We start from the raw sequence: 15,846 nt of genomic DNA on the forward strand, positions 1-15,846 counted from the left end.
GGCGGTAGGGCATCGACGGATTGAAGACGATCGCCCACCAGTCGACGGCGTGCGCCTTGCCGTCGCGCATCTCGAAGCCCGCCGGCGTCTGCATCCAGGAATTGAGCGCGATGATCCAGAAGGCGGAGACCGTGGTGCCGCCGGCGACCAGCACGGTGGCCAAAGTGTGGATGCGGTTGGAGACGCGGCGGAAGCCGAACAGCATGATGCCGAGGAAGGCCGCCTCCAGGAAGAAGGCGGTGAGGATCTCATAGGCGAGCAGCGGCCCGGCGATGTTGCCGACGGTCTCCATGTAGCCCGGCCAGTTGGTGCCGAACTGGAAGCTCATGGTGACGCCCGAGACCACGCCCATGGCGAAGGACAAGGCGAACACCTTCACCCAGGTGAAATAGGCGCGCATCCAGGCGGAATCGCCGGTGCGGTTGTAACGCAGCTTGAAGAACAGCAGCACCCAGCCGAGTGCAATGGTGATCGCCGGAAACAGGATATGGAACGAAATATTCGCGCCGAACTGGATGCGCGACAGAATGAGCGGGTCCATGGGCGACTCCGGCTGCAGCTTATGGCTCACAGAATAGGGCGCTGACGCGGTCCGGTCAAAGCGGCGTGGCGCCACGCGGGGCGCGTTGTCGCAGCAGGTCGGGCGAAAGCGTCAGCGCCCGATCGGGGAATGATTGTCCAGAATTGTCAGGAGCGGCATTGACTTCCCGCCGCGGGCACCGACATTCAGCGCAATAAAAATCCACAACCGCCTTTCAAGCAGCCGTTTTCAGCCATGCCATCCATTATCTCGATTGCCGGGGTGACCAAGACCTACGCCACCGGTTTCAAGGCCTTGAAGGAAATCAACCTCGACATCGAGCGCGGCGAGATCTTCGCGCTGCTCGGGCCGAACGGCGCCGGCAAGACGACGCTGATCTCGATCGTCTGCGGCATCGTCAACCGTTCGTCGGGCTCGGTCACCGTCGACGGTAACGACATCGGCAAGAACTACCGCGCCGCGCGCAGCCTGATCGGGCTGGTGCCGCAGGAGCTGACCATCGACGCCTTCGAGACCGTCTGGGCGACGGTCAACTACAGCCGCGGCCTGTTCGGCAAGCCGCCCAACAAGGCGTTCGTCGAGAAGGTGCTGCGCGACCTCTCGCTGTGGGAGAAGAAGGACGCCAAGGCGATCACGCTGTCGGGCGGCATGAAGCGCCGGCTGATGATCGCCAAGGCGCTGTCGCACGAGCCGCGCGTGCTCTTCCTCGACGAGCCGACGGCCGGCGTCGACGTCGAATTGCGCCAGGACATGTGGGCGATGGTGCGCCGGCTGCGCGAGGATGGCGTCACCATCATCCTGACCACCCACTACATCGAGGAGGCCGAGGCGATGGCCGACCGCGTCGGCGTCATCAACCGCGGCGAGATCGTGCTGGTCGACGACAAGGCCGAACTGATGCGCAAGCTCGGCCGCAAGCGGCTGATGCTGGAGCTGCGCAGTCCGCTCGCCGCCATCCCGGAGATCTTCTCGCGCTACGCGCTGGAGCTGTCGCCCAATGGCGATCAATTGACCTACACCTACGACAACCAGAGCGACCGGCCGGGCGTCGCCTCGCTGATGCGCGACCTCGATGCGGCGGGCATCCAGTTCCGCGACATCGACACGGAGAACAGCTCGCTGGAGGAGATCTTCGTCAACCTGCTGAGGCAAGAGCCATGAACCTGCGCGCCGTCTGGGCCATCTACCGGGTGGAAATGGCGCGCGCGCTGCGCACCGTGCTGCAGAGCATCATCTCGCCGGTGATCTCGACCTCGCTCTATTTCGTCGTCTTCGGCTCGGCCATCGGCTCGCGCATCACCGAGATCGACGGCATCAGCTACGGCGCCTTCATCGTGCCGGGGCTGATCATGCTGTCGCTGCTGACGCAATCGATCTCGAATGCCTCCTTCGCCATCTATTTCCCGAAATTCGTCGGCTCGATCTACGAGCTGCTTTCGGCGCCGGTGTCCTATCTGGAGATCGTCATCGCCTATGTCGGGGGTGCGGCGACCAAGTCGATCGTGCTCGGCCTGATCATCCTGGCCACCGCCTCGCTGTTCGTGCCGCTGCATATCGAGCACCCGTTCTGGATGCTCGCCTTCCTGGTGCTGACGGCGGTGACCTTCAGCCTGTTCGGCTTCATCATCGGCATCTGGGCGAAGAGCTTCGAGCAATTGCAGCTGGTGCCGCTGCTGATCATCACGCCGCTGACCTTCCTTGGCGGCAGCTTCTATTCGATCAACATGCTGCCCGGCATCTGGCGCACGGTGACGCTGTTCAACCCGGTCGTCTACCTGATCAGCGGGTTCCGCTGGAGCTTTTACGGCAAGTCGGACGTCTCGGTCGGCATCAGCCTCGGCATGACCGTGGTGTTCCTGGGCGTCTGCATCGCGATCGTCGCCTGGATATTCAGGACCGGGTATCGGTTGCGGAACTGACCGGCAGGTCAGATCGCCTTCACCAGCCGCAGCAGCCCCAGCATCTCGACAAGCGTCCCCCTGCGGAAGGCGACATAGGTCGGCTGTTCCTGGCCGTGAAAACGGCGCTTGAAGGCCGCCTGGCCCTGCAAATTGAACTTCGAGCGATTGATCCAGGCGGAGCCATAGGCGCGCTGGAAGGTGCTGCGCCAGAAGCTCGATTCGGCAAAGCCGCTGGCCTCGATGTCGACCAGCGGCGACAGACCCAGCGTGACGACGGACTTGCCCTCCTCGCGAAAGCGGTCGACGGCGAATTTGGTCAGGCCGATCTCGGCATGCGGCGTGGCGTCGATATGCTTGCGCTTGAAGGCGGTGGTGTAGCCGATGACCTTGCCGTCGCGGAACAGCGGATCGAAATCGAGCAGGGCGACCAGCTCGCCCTCCGGCCCATGCAGCACGAAGCGGCGCATGTCGGCGCCGAGATGGTCGGCGAAGGGCCGGTTGAGGAAGCCCATCTCCCAGCGCTTGACGATGCGCTCGCCGCGCCAGTTCTCCGACAGTCTGGCGATCTCGTCGAGGAAGATGTTGCGCCTGTCCTCCTCGAAGGAAAAACCCTTCTTCGACAGCCAGCGCTCGGAATAGCGCACCGTCTCGTTGCGCTTGCCGGAGAAATCGTGCGCGGGCAGTTGCAGCCTGGTGTCGATGCCGAGGCGATTGATGCGGTAGCCGAGACCGGCCAGCACCCGCGCGGTCTCGGCGCCGATCTGCACGAACCAGGGATCGCCTGCGGCCTCGACGAAGCGCTTGATATAGGCCGGCCGGTTGGGCGGATGGACCACCGGATCGCCGAGTGCGAAATGGTGCTTCATCTTGGTGCCGAAGGCGATGTAGCCGTCGCCATCGCTGAAATAGGACAGTTTCTGCTGCACGGCGGTGGAATAGGCGAGCGAGAAATCGCCATGCCGACGCACCAGCGCCAGGCGCTCGAGATGCGTCAGGTCGCGCCGCGGAACCTTGGGTGCTGCGCCTTCGAGAAACCTGTCAATGTGGATCCGCAGGGAGGGCATGAGGTTCCGCGTGCCGATAGATGGAGACCCGTCGACCCGCAGGCCCGAATCAGTCGCCTTGGCACGGTCAATCATACCGCGCAGGCGCCATATAGGATGCAATCGGCACCGACAGAAGGGGAAATCTCGGCCAAAGGGTGGCGACTGGGCAGGGCGCCATGCGCCATAATCGGCCGGATCGGCTCGGACCTTGAGGTGGCTGGTTTTGACTTTCCATGTGATGTTATATATCATGTTATCGTTTTGGCTGAACGAGCTGGATCATGGAAGACATCATACGGTCGCTTGGCTTTCTGTGCCTGGGCAGCAGGTTCAAGCGCATCGGCGAGCAGTTGCAGGCGGATACGCAGCGCGTGCTCGACGAGCTGGAGGTCCGGGTCCAGTCGAGCCAGTATCCGCTGCTCGCCGCGCTCGACAGGCTGGGGCCGCTGCCGGTCGGCGAGCTGGCGCAGTCGCTCGGGATCGCCCAGCCGGGCGTCACGCGCAGCGTGGCGCTGCTGACCGAACTGGGACTGGTCGAGGTCAGCCCGTCGAACGACGACCAGCGGCGCCGAATCGTCTCCCTCAGCCGCAACGGCCGGCGGCTGGTCGATGTGGCGAAGCGCGAAGTCTGGCCTCGCATCGAGAGGGCCGTTGCGGCTCTGTGCGCCGACCTGTCCGGGCCGCTGCTAGGCCAGCTCGCCGAAATCGAGGACCGCCTAGCCGCGTCTCCGCTCGACCGTCGCGTGGAAAAGGCCGTGAGTCCGGTGCGATGAACCACCTGCTCGACCGTCCCATCTGGAGCGCGCTCAGCTCGCGACATCAGTCCTTCGCGCAAGGCGACAGCCTGGCCAAGCGATACAGGCCGTCGATCGTTCCGTTCGCGGCCACCGCGGCGGACGACACCGCTAGCCTGGATGCGCTGGGCAGGCTAATTCCGCCGCTCGAAAGCTCAATCGTGGTCCAGGCGGACGCAATCGTCCTGCCCGCGGCGCTGTCCGCGATTTCGACCGCGTCGCTGGTTCAGATGATCGCCGAGCAGCCGGTGCAGGCCGTGTCCGACGAGCGCATCCGGCAGTTGACGCAGCACGATGCCGCCGAGATGCTCGCTCTGGCGGCGCTCACCAAGCCCGGCCCGTTCACGCTGGAGGCGTTGAGCCTCGGCGATTTCTGGGGCGTCAAGATCGACGGCAGGCTCGCGGCGATGGCCGGCGAGCGCATGAAGCAGCCTGGCTACACGGAGCTCAGTGGCGTGTGCTCGCATCCGGATTTCCGCGGCGGCGGCCTCGCCAGGCGGCTGTCCCTGTTCGTGGCAAATCAAATCATGACGCGCGGCGAAATCCCCTATCTCCACGCTTATGCCAGCAATGTCGCGGCCATCGGACTGTACGAGTCCATCGGCTTCCGGCTGAGAAGCATGATGAACATGGCCGTGGTTCAGCGCACCGGATAGGGCGCACCAGCGGCCGTTCTCGCGGACCTGACGCGTTTCACCGTTTCACGGAAACGGCGAACTGCTCCGTCTCTTTGTTTTGAGGCAATTTTTGACGGAAAACCGCTCACACTTTTCCTGGAATTGCTCTAGGCCGACTTTGGCTCAAGCCGCCGGAAGCCGACGGCTTCCATCAGCATGTCCTCTTCGACCATGCCGGCATTGTGCAGGGCGAGCAGGTTCAGGGCGATTTCCCGGGCTTCGGCCGAATCGGGATGCGCCTGGCGCCGCCGGCAGGCCTCGTCAAAGACGCGCTGCAGCCTGGCGATGTCGGCAGGCTTCAGCAGGCCACGGTCATAAACAGACTTTGGCATGGCAGTCTCCTGACAAGGACCTAGGGCGCCGCGCATAAATTGCCAATCTTTCCCGAAGCTTGACTGGTTCCTGAAGTGAAAAGGAGGGATCTCGGGGTGCCGAGATCCCTCCTTTGATCATGCAATGGGTCGAGATGACCGCAGGTCAGACGGCGATCTTGCCGCCGCCCTTTTTAGTGATGGCGACCACCGACGGCCGGACCGGCATGTCGGGCTTGAAGTCGGGCCAGCGGGTCGACAGGTCCTCATAGTAGGACGGACGGCCGAAGGCCTCCCAGTCCTCGCCGCCGTCGCCCGGATGCTGGACGGCGACGAAGGCGGTCTGGTCGTCCGGCGCGAACAGCGGGCCGCACATTTCGGCGCCGATCGGCACGCGGAAGAACAGCTTCGAGGTCGCCCGCGCCGCGCCTTCGGTGTCGACCGCCCACAGGCCGTCGGTGCGGCCGGTGGCCTTCGGACCCTGGCCGTCGGTGGCGACCCACAAACGGCCGGCCGAATCGACGGCGCAATTGTCCGGCATGCCGAACCAGCCATTGGCGGTGGTCGCGGTCGAGAAGGTGGCGCCGACCTCGGCCACCGAGGGATCGCCGCATTTCAGCAGCACTTCCCATTTGCCCTTGGCGGCAGCGAAGTCGCCCCCATCCTCCGATATCTCGATGATGTGGCCGAAGGCGTTCGACGCGCGCGGATTGGCGGCGTCGACCTGCTCCGCCTTGCGCTTCGAATTGTTGGTCAGCATGACATAGACCTTGCCGTTGGCGCCATTGGGCTGGATGTCCTCGGGGCGGTCCATCTTGGTGGCGCCGAGCAGGTCGGCGGCGCGGCGCGTCTCGATCAGCACGTCGGCCTGGCTGGCGAAGCCATTCTCGGCAGTCAGCGGGCCTTGGCCGAAGACGATCGGCATCCACTCGACCGTGCCGTCCTCGCCGAACTTGGCGACATGCAGCGTGCCGTCGTCGAGCAGGTCCTTGTTGGCCGCGAGGTCGTTGGCGTTGAACTTGCCGGTGGTCACGAACTTGTAGGCATAGTCGAAACGCTCGTCGTCGCCGAGATAGAAGACAACGCGGCCGTCCTTGGCGACGATCGATTCCGCGCCCTCATGCTTGAAGCGGCCCATGGCGGTGCGCTTGCGCGGCACCGATGCCGGATCATTGACGTCGACCTCGACGATCCAGCCGAAGCGGTTGGCCTCGTTCGGCTCCTTGGCGAGGTTGAAGCGGTCGTAATGCGCGCCCCACTCATAGGCGCCTTCCGGAATGCCGAGGCGCTTGTAGTTGGCGGCTTCCTTGTGGCCTTCCGGCAATTCGCCGGAGAAATAGCCATGGATGTTCTCCTCGGCCATGACATAGGTGCCCCAGGGGGTGACGCCGCCGGCGCAGTTGTTGAAGGTGCCGATGACCTTGGTGCCGGAGGGATCGGCATTGGTCTTGAGGCGGTCGTGGCCGGCGGCCGGGCCGGCAAGCTGCATCTCGGTGTTGGAGGTGATGCGGCGGTTGAGCTTGCCGTCGCGCACCACCTGCCACTTGCCGCCGTCCTTGCGGATCTCGACGATGGAGCCGCCATGGGCCGCCATCTCGACGTCGACTTGCTCCTTGCTGAGCGGCGCCACCTCGGCTGCCTTCTTGCCGTCCTTGTCGACGATCTTGACGATGCCGGGGAACATCAGATGCGGGTTGGTGTATTCGTGGTTGACCACCAGCAGGCCGTGCTCGGCAGAGCCGTCGATCGGGATATAGCCGACATAGTCGTTGTTGTAGCCGAACTGTTTTGCCTGGGCCTCGGCCGTCTGCTTTGCCGGGTCGAATTCCGGCGAGTCGGCAAACAGCGGATCGCCCCAGCGCAACAGCACGTCGGCATCGTAGCCCGGCGCGACATGGTGCTTGTCGTCGATGCCGGCCTCCAGCTCGTCGAAGGTGAAGGCCGAGGCCTCGGCGGCGCGGGCATCGTCGGCGGCGACGAGCGCCAGCGGGCTGACCGTGGCGGCGATGGCCGAAACGGCCAGCGAACCCTTCAGGAAACCACGGCGCGAGAAGCGCGCGGCGATGATCTCGCCCATGGTGCGGTTGTCGGTGGGATTGACGGCCGGGCCGTCATTCTCCTCGAGCTGGCTGGTTCGGAAACCGGCGTCAGGGGAGCGGTGGTCGGACATGAGCTTTCCTCTGGCTTCTTGGCTGGAGCATGTGACCTGTCGACCCCTATAACCGCTGGATCACATTTTCGTGACACCCGGCGCGTTTTCGGCAGTTTATTTGCCGGCTCATGAACAGCGCCTGTCCCGTCGGCCGGCACTCGTGGCCATCATCGCTCGCGCATGATTTCAAAATATCGCATCGGTCGGCACCGATCATGGTGGCCGGGACGCATTTTGCGACATCCGGCTTCGATCCTGTCGGAGCGGGGCGCTGGTCAGGCGCGGTCTGCTTGACGGCCTCGCGCGCTTCGGAAACAAGGACTGCGGCACGTGTGGCGATGGCGGCAATTGGAGAAATGAACCGTGAGTTTCTGGGGACTGGTGCAGCTTGGCGTTTCGACCGTGATCTTCCTGCTCGCGGCGACCGCGGCCAAGCAATGGGGGCTGGCGCCGAGCCTCGGCAAGATCGTGCTGACGCTGGCGCTCTATTCGCTGGGCAATCTGATCATGCTGAGGCTGATCCGCGAATTCGGCATGTCGGTGTCGTTCAGCCTGTCGGCGGTGATACAGCTGGTGTCGGTGAACGTCGTCGCGCTCGCCTTCTTCGGCGAGAAGGTCAATGCCCTGCAGGCGACCGGCATCGTGCTGGCGATCGCCGCCGTGGCGCTGATCACGCTCGGGCCCTATATGCAGCGACTCTAAGGCGGTTCAGCGTTTCATGGAATCGCCGAGCCGCCCCGAGTTTTGTTTTGACGCAATTCCTGACGGAAAACCGCTGCGCACTTTTCCTGGAATTGCTGTAGGTCCCGCCCGATGAAATCCGCCGCGGTCGCGTTCTTCAACAAGATCGAGTTTCCGGTGCTTCTGGCCGGGCTGGTGGTCGCCTTCGGGCTGTGGGGCTTCGTCGAATTGATGGAGGCGGCGCACGCCACCACGCCGCACGCCTTCGACACCGAGATCCTGCTCGCCTTCCGCCAGGCTGGGCAACCCGACCACCCGATCGGGCCGCTGTGGCTGCAGGGGGCGATGCGCGACATCACCAGCCTCGGCAGCACCAGCGTGCTGGTGCTGATCACCGCGGCGGTGATCGTCTACCTGCTTTTGATCCGCAGGCCGGGGTCGGCGCTACTTATCTTCGTCGCGGTGGCCGGCGGACAGGTGCTGTCCAGCCTGCTCAAGGCCGGCATCGACCGGCCGCGCCCGGAACTCGTCTCGCACCTCGTCGACGAGACGTCGCTCTCCTTCCCGAGCGGCCATGCCATGCTGTCGGCGGTCACCTACCTCACGCTCGGCTCGCTGGCGGCGCGCTTCCTGCCGGACCGCACGACCAAGATCTTCGTGCTCTGCCTCGCCGTGCTGATCACGGTGCTGGTCGGCATTAGCCGCGTCTATCTCGGTGTCCATTGGCCGTCCGACGTGCTCGGCGGCTGGTGCGCCGGCTTCGCCTGGGCCATGCTGTGCTGGCTGGTGGCGCGGTTCCTGCAGCGGCGCCATGCGGTGAGCGACAGTGAGTGAGTATGTTTTATCCATACTCAATGATGCTTGAAACATCATGATGTTTGTATTATCCATTGATACTGCAGACTCAGACAAGGGTTCTGGCCGATGATCACCGCCCAGCAGATGCGCGCCGCGAGGGCGCTGGCCGGCATCGATCAGAAGACGCTGGCCGAGCGCGCCGGGGTTTCGCTTCCGACCATTCAGCGCATGGAGGCGAGCGACGGCGTCGTCAGGGGCGTGGTCGACACGCTGATGAAGGTCATCCAGGCACTCGACGAGGCCGGGGTGGAACTGATCGGCGAGAACCAGGCCAGCGAGCGCGGCGGCCGGGGCGTGCGCCTCAAGCCGGTCGTATCGCAGAACCCGCAAGGCTGAGTCGCGTAATAGTCGCGACGGCGACCGCCGACATGCTGCCGACGATCCCCGCCGCCTTCGAGACGCGGAAGGCAGTCCATGGATCAGGCCCGGCGGGCAAACCACCAGCAGGCACGGCCGACATTTGCCGAACTGTTCACCCCAAAGCTGGTGACGGTGCTGCGTGAGGGCTACTCGCTAGCACACTTCAGGACCGACGCGATTGCCGGGCTGACGGTCGCCATCGTGGCGCTGCCGCTGTCGATGGCGATCGCGATCGCCTCCGGCGTGACGCCCGAGCGCGGCCTCTACACCTCGATCGTCGGCGGCTTCATCATCTCGGCGCTCGGCGGCAGCCGCTTCCAGATCGGCGGCCCGGCAGGCGCCTTCATCGTGCTGGTGGCGGCGACGGTGGCGCGCGTCGGCGTCGACGGGCTGCTGCTGGCAACGATGATGGCCGGCGTCTTCCTGCTCGCTATCGGCTATCTGAGGCTCGGCACCTACATCAAGTTCATCCCCTATCCGGTGACCGTCGGCTTCACCGCGGGGATTGCCGTCATCATCTTCTCCGGCCAGATCACCGAGCTGTTCGGGCTGACGCTTGCCGGCAAGGAGCCGGGGCCGCTGGTGCCGAAACTGATGGCCCTCAGCGAGGCGGCCGGCACGATCAACCCGGCCGCGACCTTCGTGGCGGTGCTGACCATCGCGACCATTGTCTTCCTCAAGCGCTGGCGGCCGAAATGGCCGGCGATGCTGATCGCCATCGGCCTGGCCTCGCTGGTCGTGGCGCTGTTCGCGCTGCCGGCCGAAACGATCGGCACGCGCTATGGCGGCATCCCGCGCAGCCTGCAGTGGCCGGCCTTTCCGCCCATCAGCATCGACAGGATGGTCGACGTCCTGCCGGATGCGGTGGCCTTCGCGCTGCTCGGCGCGATCGAATCGCTGCTCTCCGCCGTGGTCGCCGACGGCATGACCGGGCGGCGGCACCGCTCCAATTGCGAGCTTGTGGCGCAAGGCTTCGCCAACATCGCGTCGGCCCTGTTCGGCGGCATCTGCGCCACCGGCACGATTGCCCGCACCGCCACCAATGTGCGGGCCGGCGCGCATGGGCCGGTCGCGGGCATGGTGCATTCGGCGATCCTGCTGGTGCTGATGCTGGTGGCGGCGCCGCTGGCCAGCTACATCCCGCTGGCCGCGCTTGCCGGCGTGCTGGCGGTGGTGTGCTGGAACATGTTCGAGAAGCAGGCCTTCGCGACGCTGCTCCGCACCTCCCGCGGCGATGCGCTGGTGCTGATGGCGACCTTCCTGATCGTCGTCTTCCGCGACCTCACCGAGGGCATCGTGGTCGGCTTCGCGCTGGGCTCGATCCTGTTCATCGACCGCATGGCCAAGTCGATCGCCGTCGAGGCCGATCAGCCGCTGGTGCCGGACGACATCGCCGACCGCGCCAGCATCTATGATTCCAGCGAGGCGAGCGATGCCGACACCGTCGTCTACCGCATCTCGGGCGCCTTCTTCTTCGGCGCCGCCTCGACCGTCGGCACCGTGCTCGACCGCATCGCCGACCAGAGGAGGAACTTCATCCTCGACTGCTCGGCGGTGCCGTTCTTCGATTCCACCGCCGCCAACGTCATCGAGGGCGCGGCGCACAAGGCGAGGCGCGCCGGCGTGCGCTTCATCATCGCCGGCGCCGCCCCGCAGACGCGGCGCATGCTGATCAACCACGGCGTCAAGCGACCGCTGGTCACCTATGCCGCCTCGATCCGCGACGCGCGGGCGCAGCTCAAGGCGCCCGACGGCTGATCGCTGAGCGGGCGGCCTCGACCCGAGCCGACCGCCCGACGGCCTCAATCGAGGCTGAGCGCGGCGACCTCGCCCTCGTTCATCAGCGGCACGAAGATCGTTTTGCCGTCGGCGCCGATGTCGGCGCTGCCCGGCTTGAAGGTGGCGAAGGCCTCCGGCTTGCCGCCATCCTTGTAGCGATAGAGCGTGCCGGTCATGTAGGCGGTGGCGTAGATGCTGTCGCCGATGGCGACGACGCCATCGAGGTCGGCGAATTTTTCCGCGCCGGGCAGCGGCGAGATCGCCTTGCTGGCGAGGTCGACCGAAAGCAGGCCGCCCGGCTCGGCGGTGCTGAAATCGGGCTTTATCCCCTTGCCCCAGGAGGCGACGATCAGCCTGCCGCCGTCGGCGAAGATGCCGTTGGGCGAGGCAAGCAGCGCGTCCTTGACGAACAGCTCCGGCCTGTCGCCGTCGATGCGGTAGATGGTGTCGGCCAGCATGTCGCTGACATAGATCTTGCCCGCGCTGTCCGCCGTCATGTCGTTGAGGAAGACGGCATTCGGCACGTCGATGCTGGCGACCAGCTTGCCGCTGGCCAGATCGACGACGCGGACCTTGGTGATGTCGGCGACGTAGAGCTTGCCGCCCGAGAGCGCCATGCCCTTGGGCGCGTCCATGCCGTCGGTCCAATGCCGGGCGACGAGCTTGCCGTCGAGCGACAGCACCGACAGATAGCCGTTGCCGTCGGCCTCGCCGGGATTGCCGGCGATGTTGGAGACGATGATGCGCTTGTTGGCGGCATCGAAGAGCGCCGATTCCGGCTGCTCGAAGCCCGAGGCGCGCCAGATTTCGCCGGCCTCGGCGATTGGCGTCATGGCGGCGAAGGCGAGGATGGTCGAAACGATGAGGGTTTTCATGACTGGTCTCCTGCAATGACGGACGGAGAGCTAGGTTTTTCGATACTTTTCCGGAAGGCCTCTTCCAGCTAGTATCGACAATCGATACGAAATTACGCTGACGAGGTGCATTCCATGAATGGTCCGATCTTCGAGGCCCTGAAACGGACGCTGAAGGCGAAGGGCCTGACCTATCGCATGCTGGCCGAGCGCATGGGCGTTTCCGAGCCGACGGTGAAGCGTATCTTCCATGAGAAGAACTGCAAGCTCGACCGCCTGGTCGAGATCTGCGCCGCCGCCGATGTCGAGCTCGAAAACGTGCTCGGCTCGATGAACCGGGGGCCGGGGCCGGCCAACCACGTCGCGCCGGAGATCGAGCGCAAGCTGGCGGCGCGGCCGGCGCTGCTGTTCGTCTTCATCATGCTGTCGGAGAAGTTCACGCCGCAGGGCATCATGCGCTCGCAAGGGCTGAGCGAAGCCTCGATGTACCTTTACCTGCGCGACCTCGAGGCGCTCGGCCTTGTCGAGATCGGGCGCGGGCTTTCGGCGCGGCTGCTGGTCGAGACGCCGATCCAGTGGAATTTCGATGGACCGCTGAGGCCGCTGTTCGAGATGACCAACAAGAATTTCATCGGCTGGGCGATCACCCATCTGGAGCGCGAGGCGAGTTTCGTCAGCTTCTCGCGGCGGATGCGGCCGGAAACGGCGCAGATGGTGCGACGCGAGGCGGAGGAGCTGGCCGAGCGCGCAAAACTGCTTGCCCACCACGACCAGCACACGACGCCCGAGGACCAGCTCATCGGCTACAAATGGACCTTTGCCTTCGGCGCGACGCCGTTTCCGGCGATCATGCCGATCGGGCCGCATGCGCGCGATGCCGGGGCCGCGGCTCCCGCAAAGGGACGCCGACCCTTGCCGGCCTGATACTTGCCCCTGGACCGGGGTTGCGCACAGCGATGCCGACGGCGCAGCCGGTGCTTCAAAAATGAAGCCACATTCATGATAGGATTCGCGGATTGATTTGCCAGACCTCCGGGTTTTGCCCAACGCGCGACCCGTCCCCGTGACACCGAAGTGATCCCATGTCGACCGCACCAACACTTGAACTTCGCCGCTTTTCGCGCCTGAAAAACTTGCGGGAGCGCGCAGAACGCCAGGGGGCTGCATTGCAGTTCTGGGCGCGTACGGCATCGCTTGCCGCGATCTCCTGCTTCTTTTCATTGATCAGCCGCTGGGATGCCTCGCTACTCTTCGTGCTGGCGGGACTGGTGCTGTTCCAACTCGTCGGCCTGATCCAGTTTCTCTTTGTGCGCCGTCGCACGGCGCCATGGTGGATCGGCTACGTCGTCGGTACGCTGGACATCATTCTGTTGACCGTGCTGCTGATAACGCCCAACCCGTTTGCCCAAGAGGTCGCGCCGGCCGCGATGCAACTGCGCGAAGGCAGCTTCAAATTCCTGCTGATTTTCGTATGCCTTGGCGCGCTGACCCTTTCGACTCGACTGGCGCTCTATCTGGGCGCGCTCGCGGCCTTGACGTGGGCGATCGGGGTGGGATGGGTGATTGTTCATCCGGGTACCGTCATTCCGGCGACGAACCTCTATTCACTGCCGCTGACAGAGCGACTGAACCTCTATCTCAACCCCAATTTCGTCGACACGTTCGCGCAGGCGACCAACGTTCTGGTCGTGCTGATTATCGGCGCGATCATGGCGCTGGTCGTCTCGCGTTCCCGACATCTGTCGGAAGACTATGTCAAGGCAGAGCGCGCCCGCGCCAATCTCGCCCGGCATTTTTCGCCCAACGTGGTCGACCAGCTCGCCACCGATGACGAACCCTTCGGCCCGGTCCGCCGCCAGGAAATCGCGGTGCTGTTCGCCGACATCGTCGGCTTCACCCACTATTCCGAGGATCATCCGGCCGAAGCTGTGTTCGAACTTCTGCGTCAGTTCCACCGTCGCATGGAGCAGGTCGTTTTCGACCACCATGGCACGGTCGACAACTATATCGGCGATTGCATCATGGCGACATTCGGGGTTCCGCAAGCCAGCCATGACGACGCGACCCGGGCCATCCAGTGCGCTGGAGCGATGATCGCCACTCTCGGAGACTGGAATGTCCAGCGTGTGTCCAGGGGATATCCGCCGCTGGACGTCCGGATCGGCGTCCAGTACGGCGCGGTCGTCCTCGGCGCGGTCGGCAGCGAGCGCAATCTGTCCGTCGCAGTGGTGGGCGACACCGTCAACGTCGCCAGCCGTTTGCAGGCGCTCTGCCGTGAGCTTCAGGCGAGTATCTGCTTTGGGTCGCGACTGATCGAGGCCGCGAAGGCGGAATCGCCCACGACACAGTTGAACGCGCGCGATCATGGGCCGGTGAGCATCCGCGGCCGGGACGAACCGGTCCATGTCTGGGTCGGACACAGAGCCGAAAACCAGGGCGCCGTTGCGGTTTCGGCGTGACTCAGACCAGGCCGAAAGCCATCACCTGTCTGAAGCGATTGCTCCCGCCTCTGCGGCTTCGGCGTCCACTATAGCGTCGCCCCACGCGACCGCCCGGTAGTCGAAGCCATATTCCAGCGTCGGCTTGACGATGCGGAAGAAGGGCGACAGGTCGAAATCGCGCGGCGTGTAGAGCGAGTGGTGGCGGATGTGCAGGATTTCGCGGCGCATGTAGCTCGACTGCGCCGAGGCGCGTCCGGGGGCGCGGGTGATCTCGGGCAGGATCGGATAGCGGATCTGGCCATAGGCTTCGGCGATCAGCGTCGAGCAGATCGCCCGCGTCGGATCGCCGGACCCGAAGGCCAGCATGCGGCGACGCCAGCGCACCGGCACCGGCGGCGTCGGCAGGAAGAAGCGCAGCATGTCGAAGATGTTCTTGAGATCGTATCGCAGGCCGAGCTTGCCGATCATGAAGGCGACGACCTTGTCGCGGTCTTCCGGCGTCAGCCCGCTCGCCCGGCAGATGCGGGTGTTGTAGGTGCGGTAGCGCGACAGCGGCACGGCGACACAGCCTTCGCCGAGCGTGACTTCGATCAGGCGCGGCCGCTCCGAACCGTCCGCGGGCGCGGGCAGAGCGTCGCCGACATAGAAGGCGGCATGCGACCAAGTCGACTGGGTCAGGTATTTGATGACCGCCGAGATCTTCTGGTTGCCTTCGATGAGCAGGATGTCGCCCGGCTCGAGCGCGCGGCGCAGCGTCTCGGCATCGGAAGGCGTGTAGGGCTCATAGCCCGACGATTCGTCCTGCAGCCGGCCGGCAAGCCAGCGGCCAAGGCGGTCGAGAAGCGTGTCGGCCGGCGCGGTCATGGTAGAGCGTGCTTAGCACGGGCCGGCGGGGAAGTGCCAGCGCGGGAGGCTGGCTCCCCCTTCTCCCTGGTGGGAGAAGGAAAAGCGGTCAGCCGGCGGCCGCGGCGAGATCGTCCGGGGCGCCGGCGAGATCGTCGCGGGCCTTGCGGGCGAGCTTCCTGGTCGAGCGCTTGGGGCTGTCGCCGAACAGCTCGGTCGCATCGGCAAGGCACGACTTCCTGAGGCTCTTCTCCGAGCGCTTCAGGAGCTTGGCCAGAAGCCTGGTGTCCTCGGGCGGCCCGAGCGGCTCGCCATCGGCATCGAGCAGCGTGCGCATGACGAAAACATCATGCAGATCGCCCAGCCTTTCGCCGAGCGAATCGACCGCCTTGCGGCGGGACTTGATCGGGGTCGGCCACAGCCGGCCGAGCAGCGACAGGTGCATGCTGTGGGTCTTGGCCGCCTTGCGCAAATCGTGGAAATCGTCGGCCTCGCCGCGCGAGCCTGCCTTGTCCACCGCCTTGCGCGCCCGCCGCAAGATGGCGCGGGCGCCTTCGGCGAGAATGTCGGCGGCCTGTTCGGGCTCTCGCTGCCCGACCAGCCCGAAC

The 15,846-nt window shown here is 65.1% G+C and carries 17 protein-coding genes; 10 read left to right on the top strand and 7 right to left on the bottom strand.

Annotation, left to right across the window (positions count from 1 at the left end):
• Positions 1 to 541: cytochrome ubiquinol oxidase subunit I (locus EN738_RS16290; protein WP_145966859.1), on the bottom strand; the 541-nt coding region annotated here is incomplete at its 3' end.
• A 234-nt stretch (positions 542 to 775) separates the two neighbouring features.
• On the opposite strand from EN738_RS16290, the gene EN738_RS16295 reads away from it, so the two are divergent.
• Together EN738_RS16295 and EN738_RS16300 are read left to right on the top strand one after the other, a co-directional pair.
• On the top strand, positions 776 to 1,702 hold the full coding sequence (locus EN738_RS16295) for an ABC transporter ATP-binding protein (protein WP_127284560.1): 927 nt from the start codon (positions 776 to 778) through the stop codon (positions 1,700 to 1,702).
• The gene (locus EN738_RS16300; RefSeq protein WP_127284561.1) at positions 1,699 to 2,460 is read left to right on the top strand and encodes an ABC transporter permease; all 762 of its coding nucleotides are present in this window, start codon (positions 1,699 to 1,701) and stop codon (positions 2,458 to 2,460) included. The genes EN738_RS16295 and EN738_RS16300 overlap by 4 nt, the downstream gene beginning before the upstream one ends.
• 8 nt (positions 2,461 to 2,468) lie before the next feature.
• Here the strand turns inward: EN738_RS16300 and EN738_RS16305 are convergent, their stop codons facing one another.
• Positions 2,469 to 3,506 (bottom strand): phosphatidylglycerol lysyltransferase domain-containing protein, encoded by a 1,038-nt coding sequence (locus tag EN738_RS16305; protein WP_127284562.1) that lies wholly within the window; start codon positions 3,504 to 3,506, stop codon positions 2,469 to 2,471.
• Between the two features lie 263 nt (positions 3,507 to 3,769).
• Here EN738_RS16305 and EN738_RS16310 point away from each other — a divergent pair, with 263 nt between their 5' ends.
• Together EN738_RS16310 and EN738_RS16315 are read left to right on the top strand one after the other, a co-directional pair.
• A complete protein-coding gene (locus tag EN738_RS16310; RefSeq protein ID WP_127284563.1) occupies positions 3,770 to 4,261 on the top strand; it encodes a MarR family transcriptional regulator in 492 nt (163 codons plus the stop codon).
• Entirely contained in the window at positions 4,258 to 4,938 is a 681-nt protein-coding gene (locus EN738_RS16315) for a GNAT family N-acetyltransferase (protein WP_127284564.1), read from the top strand. The genes EN738_RS16310 and EN738_RS16315 overlap by 4 nt, the downstream gene beginning before the upstream one ends.
• A 128-nt stretch (positions 4,939 to 5,066) precedes the next feature.
• Here EN738_RS16315 and EN738_RS16320 read toward each other — a convergent pair whose 3' ends face one another.
• Positions 5,067 to 5,291 carry a hypothetical protein gene (locus EN738_RS16320; RefSeq protein ID WP_127284565.1) on the bottom strand — a complete coding sequence of 75 codons (225 nt, stop codon included), beginning with the start codon at positions 5,289 to 5,291 and terminating at the stop codon, positions 5,067 to 5,069.
• Positions 5,292 to 5,436: 145 nt separating this feature from the next.
• On the bottom strand, positions 5,437 to 7,440 hold the full coding sequence (locus tag EN738_RS16325; RefSeq protein ID WP_127284566.1) for a PhoX family phosphatase: 2,004 nt from the start codon (positions 7,438 to 7,440) through the stop codon (positions 5,437 to 5,439).
• Positions 7,441 to 7,785: 345 nt separating this feature from the next.
• On the opposite strand from EN738_RS16325, the gene EN738_RS16330 reads away from it, so the two are divergent.
• The 4 genes from EN738_RS16330 (at position 7,786) to EN738_RS16345 (ending at position 11,079) form a co-directional block, all read left to right on the top strand.
• Positions 7,786 to 8,124 carry a hypothetical protein gene (locus tag EN738_RS16330; protein ID WP_127284567.1) on the top strand — a complete coding sequence of 113 codons (339 nt, stop codon included), beginning with the start codon at positions 7,786 to 7,788 and terminating at the stop codon, positions 8,122 to 8,124.
• A 111-nt stretch (positions 8,125 to 8,235) separates the two neighbouring features.
• Complete coding sequence (locus tag EN738_RS16335) at positions 8,236 to 8,937, top strand: phosphatase PAP2 family protein (RefSeq protein WP_127284568.1); 702 nt, start codon at positions 8,236 to 8,238, stop codon at positions 8,935 to 8,937.
• Positions 8,938 to 9,027: 90 nt separating this feature from the next.
• The gene (locus EN738_RS16340) at positions 9,028 to 9,297 is read left to right on the top strand and encodes a helix-turn-helix transcriptional regulator (RefSeq protein ID WP_127284569.1); all 270 of its coding nucleotides are present in this window, start codon (positions 9,028 to 9,030) and stop codon (positions 9,295 to 9,297) included.
• A 78-nt stretch (positions 9,298 to 9,375) separates the two neighbouring features.
• Positions 9,376 to 11,079, top strand: coding sequence for a SulP family inorganic anion transporter (locus tag EN738_RS16345; protein ID WP_127284570.1), 1,704 nt, complete (start codon positions 9,376 to 9,378; stop codon positions 11,077 to 11,079).
• 44 nt (positions 11,080 to 11,123) lie between these two features.
• On the opposite strand, the gene EN738_RS16350 is transcribed toward EN738_RS16345, so the two are convergent.
• A complete protein-coding gene (locus EN738_RS16350; protein WP_127284571.1) occupies positions 11,124 to 11,975 on the bottom strand; it encodes an ATP/GTP-binding protein in 852 nt (283 codons plus the stop codon).
• A gap of 114 nt (positions 11,976 to 12,089) precedes the next feature.
• On the opposite strand from EN738_RS16350, the gene EN738_RS16355 reads away from it, so the two are divergent.
• Complete coding sequence (locus tag EN738_RS16355; RefSeq protein ID WP_127284572.1) at positions 12,090 to 12,878, top strand: helix-turn-helix transcriptional regulator; 789 nt, start codon at positions 12,090 to 12,092, stop codon at positions 12,876 to 12,878.
• Between the two features lie 158 nt (positions 12,879 to 13,036).
• Positions 13,037 to 14,413 (top strand): adenylate/guanylate cyclase domain-containing protein, encoded by a 1,377-nt coding sequence (locus EN738_RS16360; protein WP_127284573.1) that lies wholly within the window; start codon positions 13,037 to 13,039, stop codon positions 14,411 to 14,413.
• Between the two features lie 21 nt (positions 14,414 to 14,434).
• Here the strand turns inward: EN738_RS16360 and EN738_RS16365 are convergent, their stop codons facing one another.
• Together EN738_RS16365 and EN738_RS16370 are read right to left on the bottom strand one after the other, a co-directional pair.
• Positions 14,435 to 15,259 carry a lipo-like protein gene (locus EN738_RS16365; RefSeq protein WP_127284574.1) on the bottom strand — a complete coding sequence of 275 codons (825 nt, stop codon included), beginning with the start codon at positions 15,257 to 15,259 and terminating at the stop codon, positions 14,435 to 14,437.
• Positions 15,260 to 15,347: 88 nt separating this feature from the next.
• A partial coding sequence (locus EN738_RS16370; RefSeq protein ID WP_145966860.1) for a CHAD domain-containing protein occupies positions 15,348 to 15,846 on the bottom strand: 499 nt, incomplete at its 5' end.

Source organism: Mesorhizobium sp. M4B.F.Ca.ET.017.02.2.1, assembly GCF_003998955.1.
Classification (GTDB): Bacteria; Pseudomonadota; Alphaproteobacteria; order Rhizobiales; family Rhizobiaceae; genus Mesorhizobium; species Mesorhizobium abyssinicae.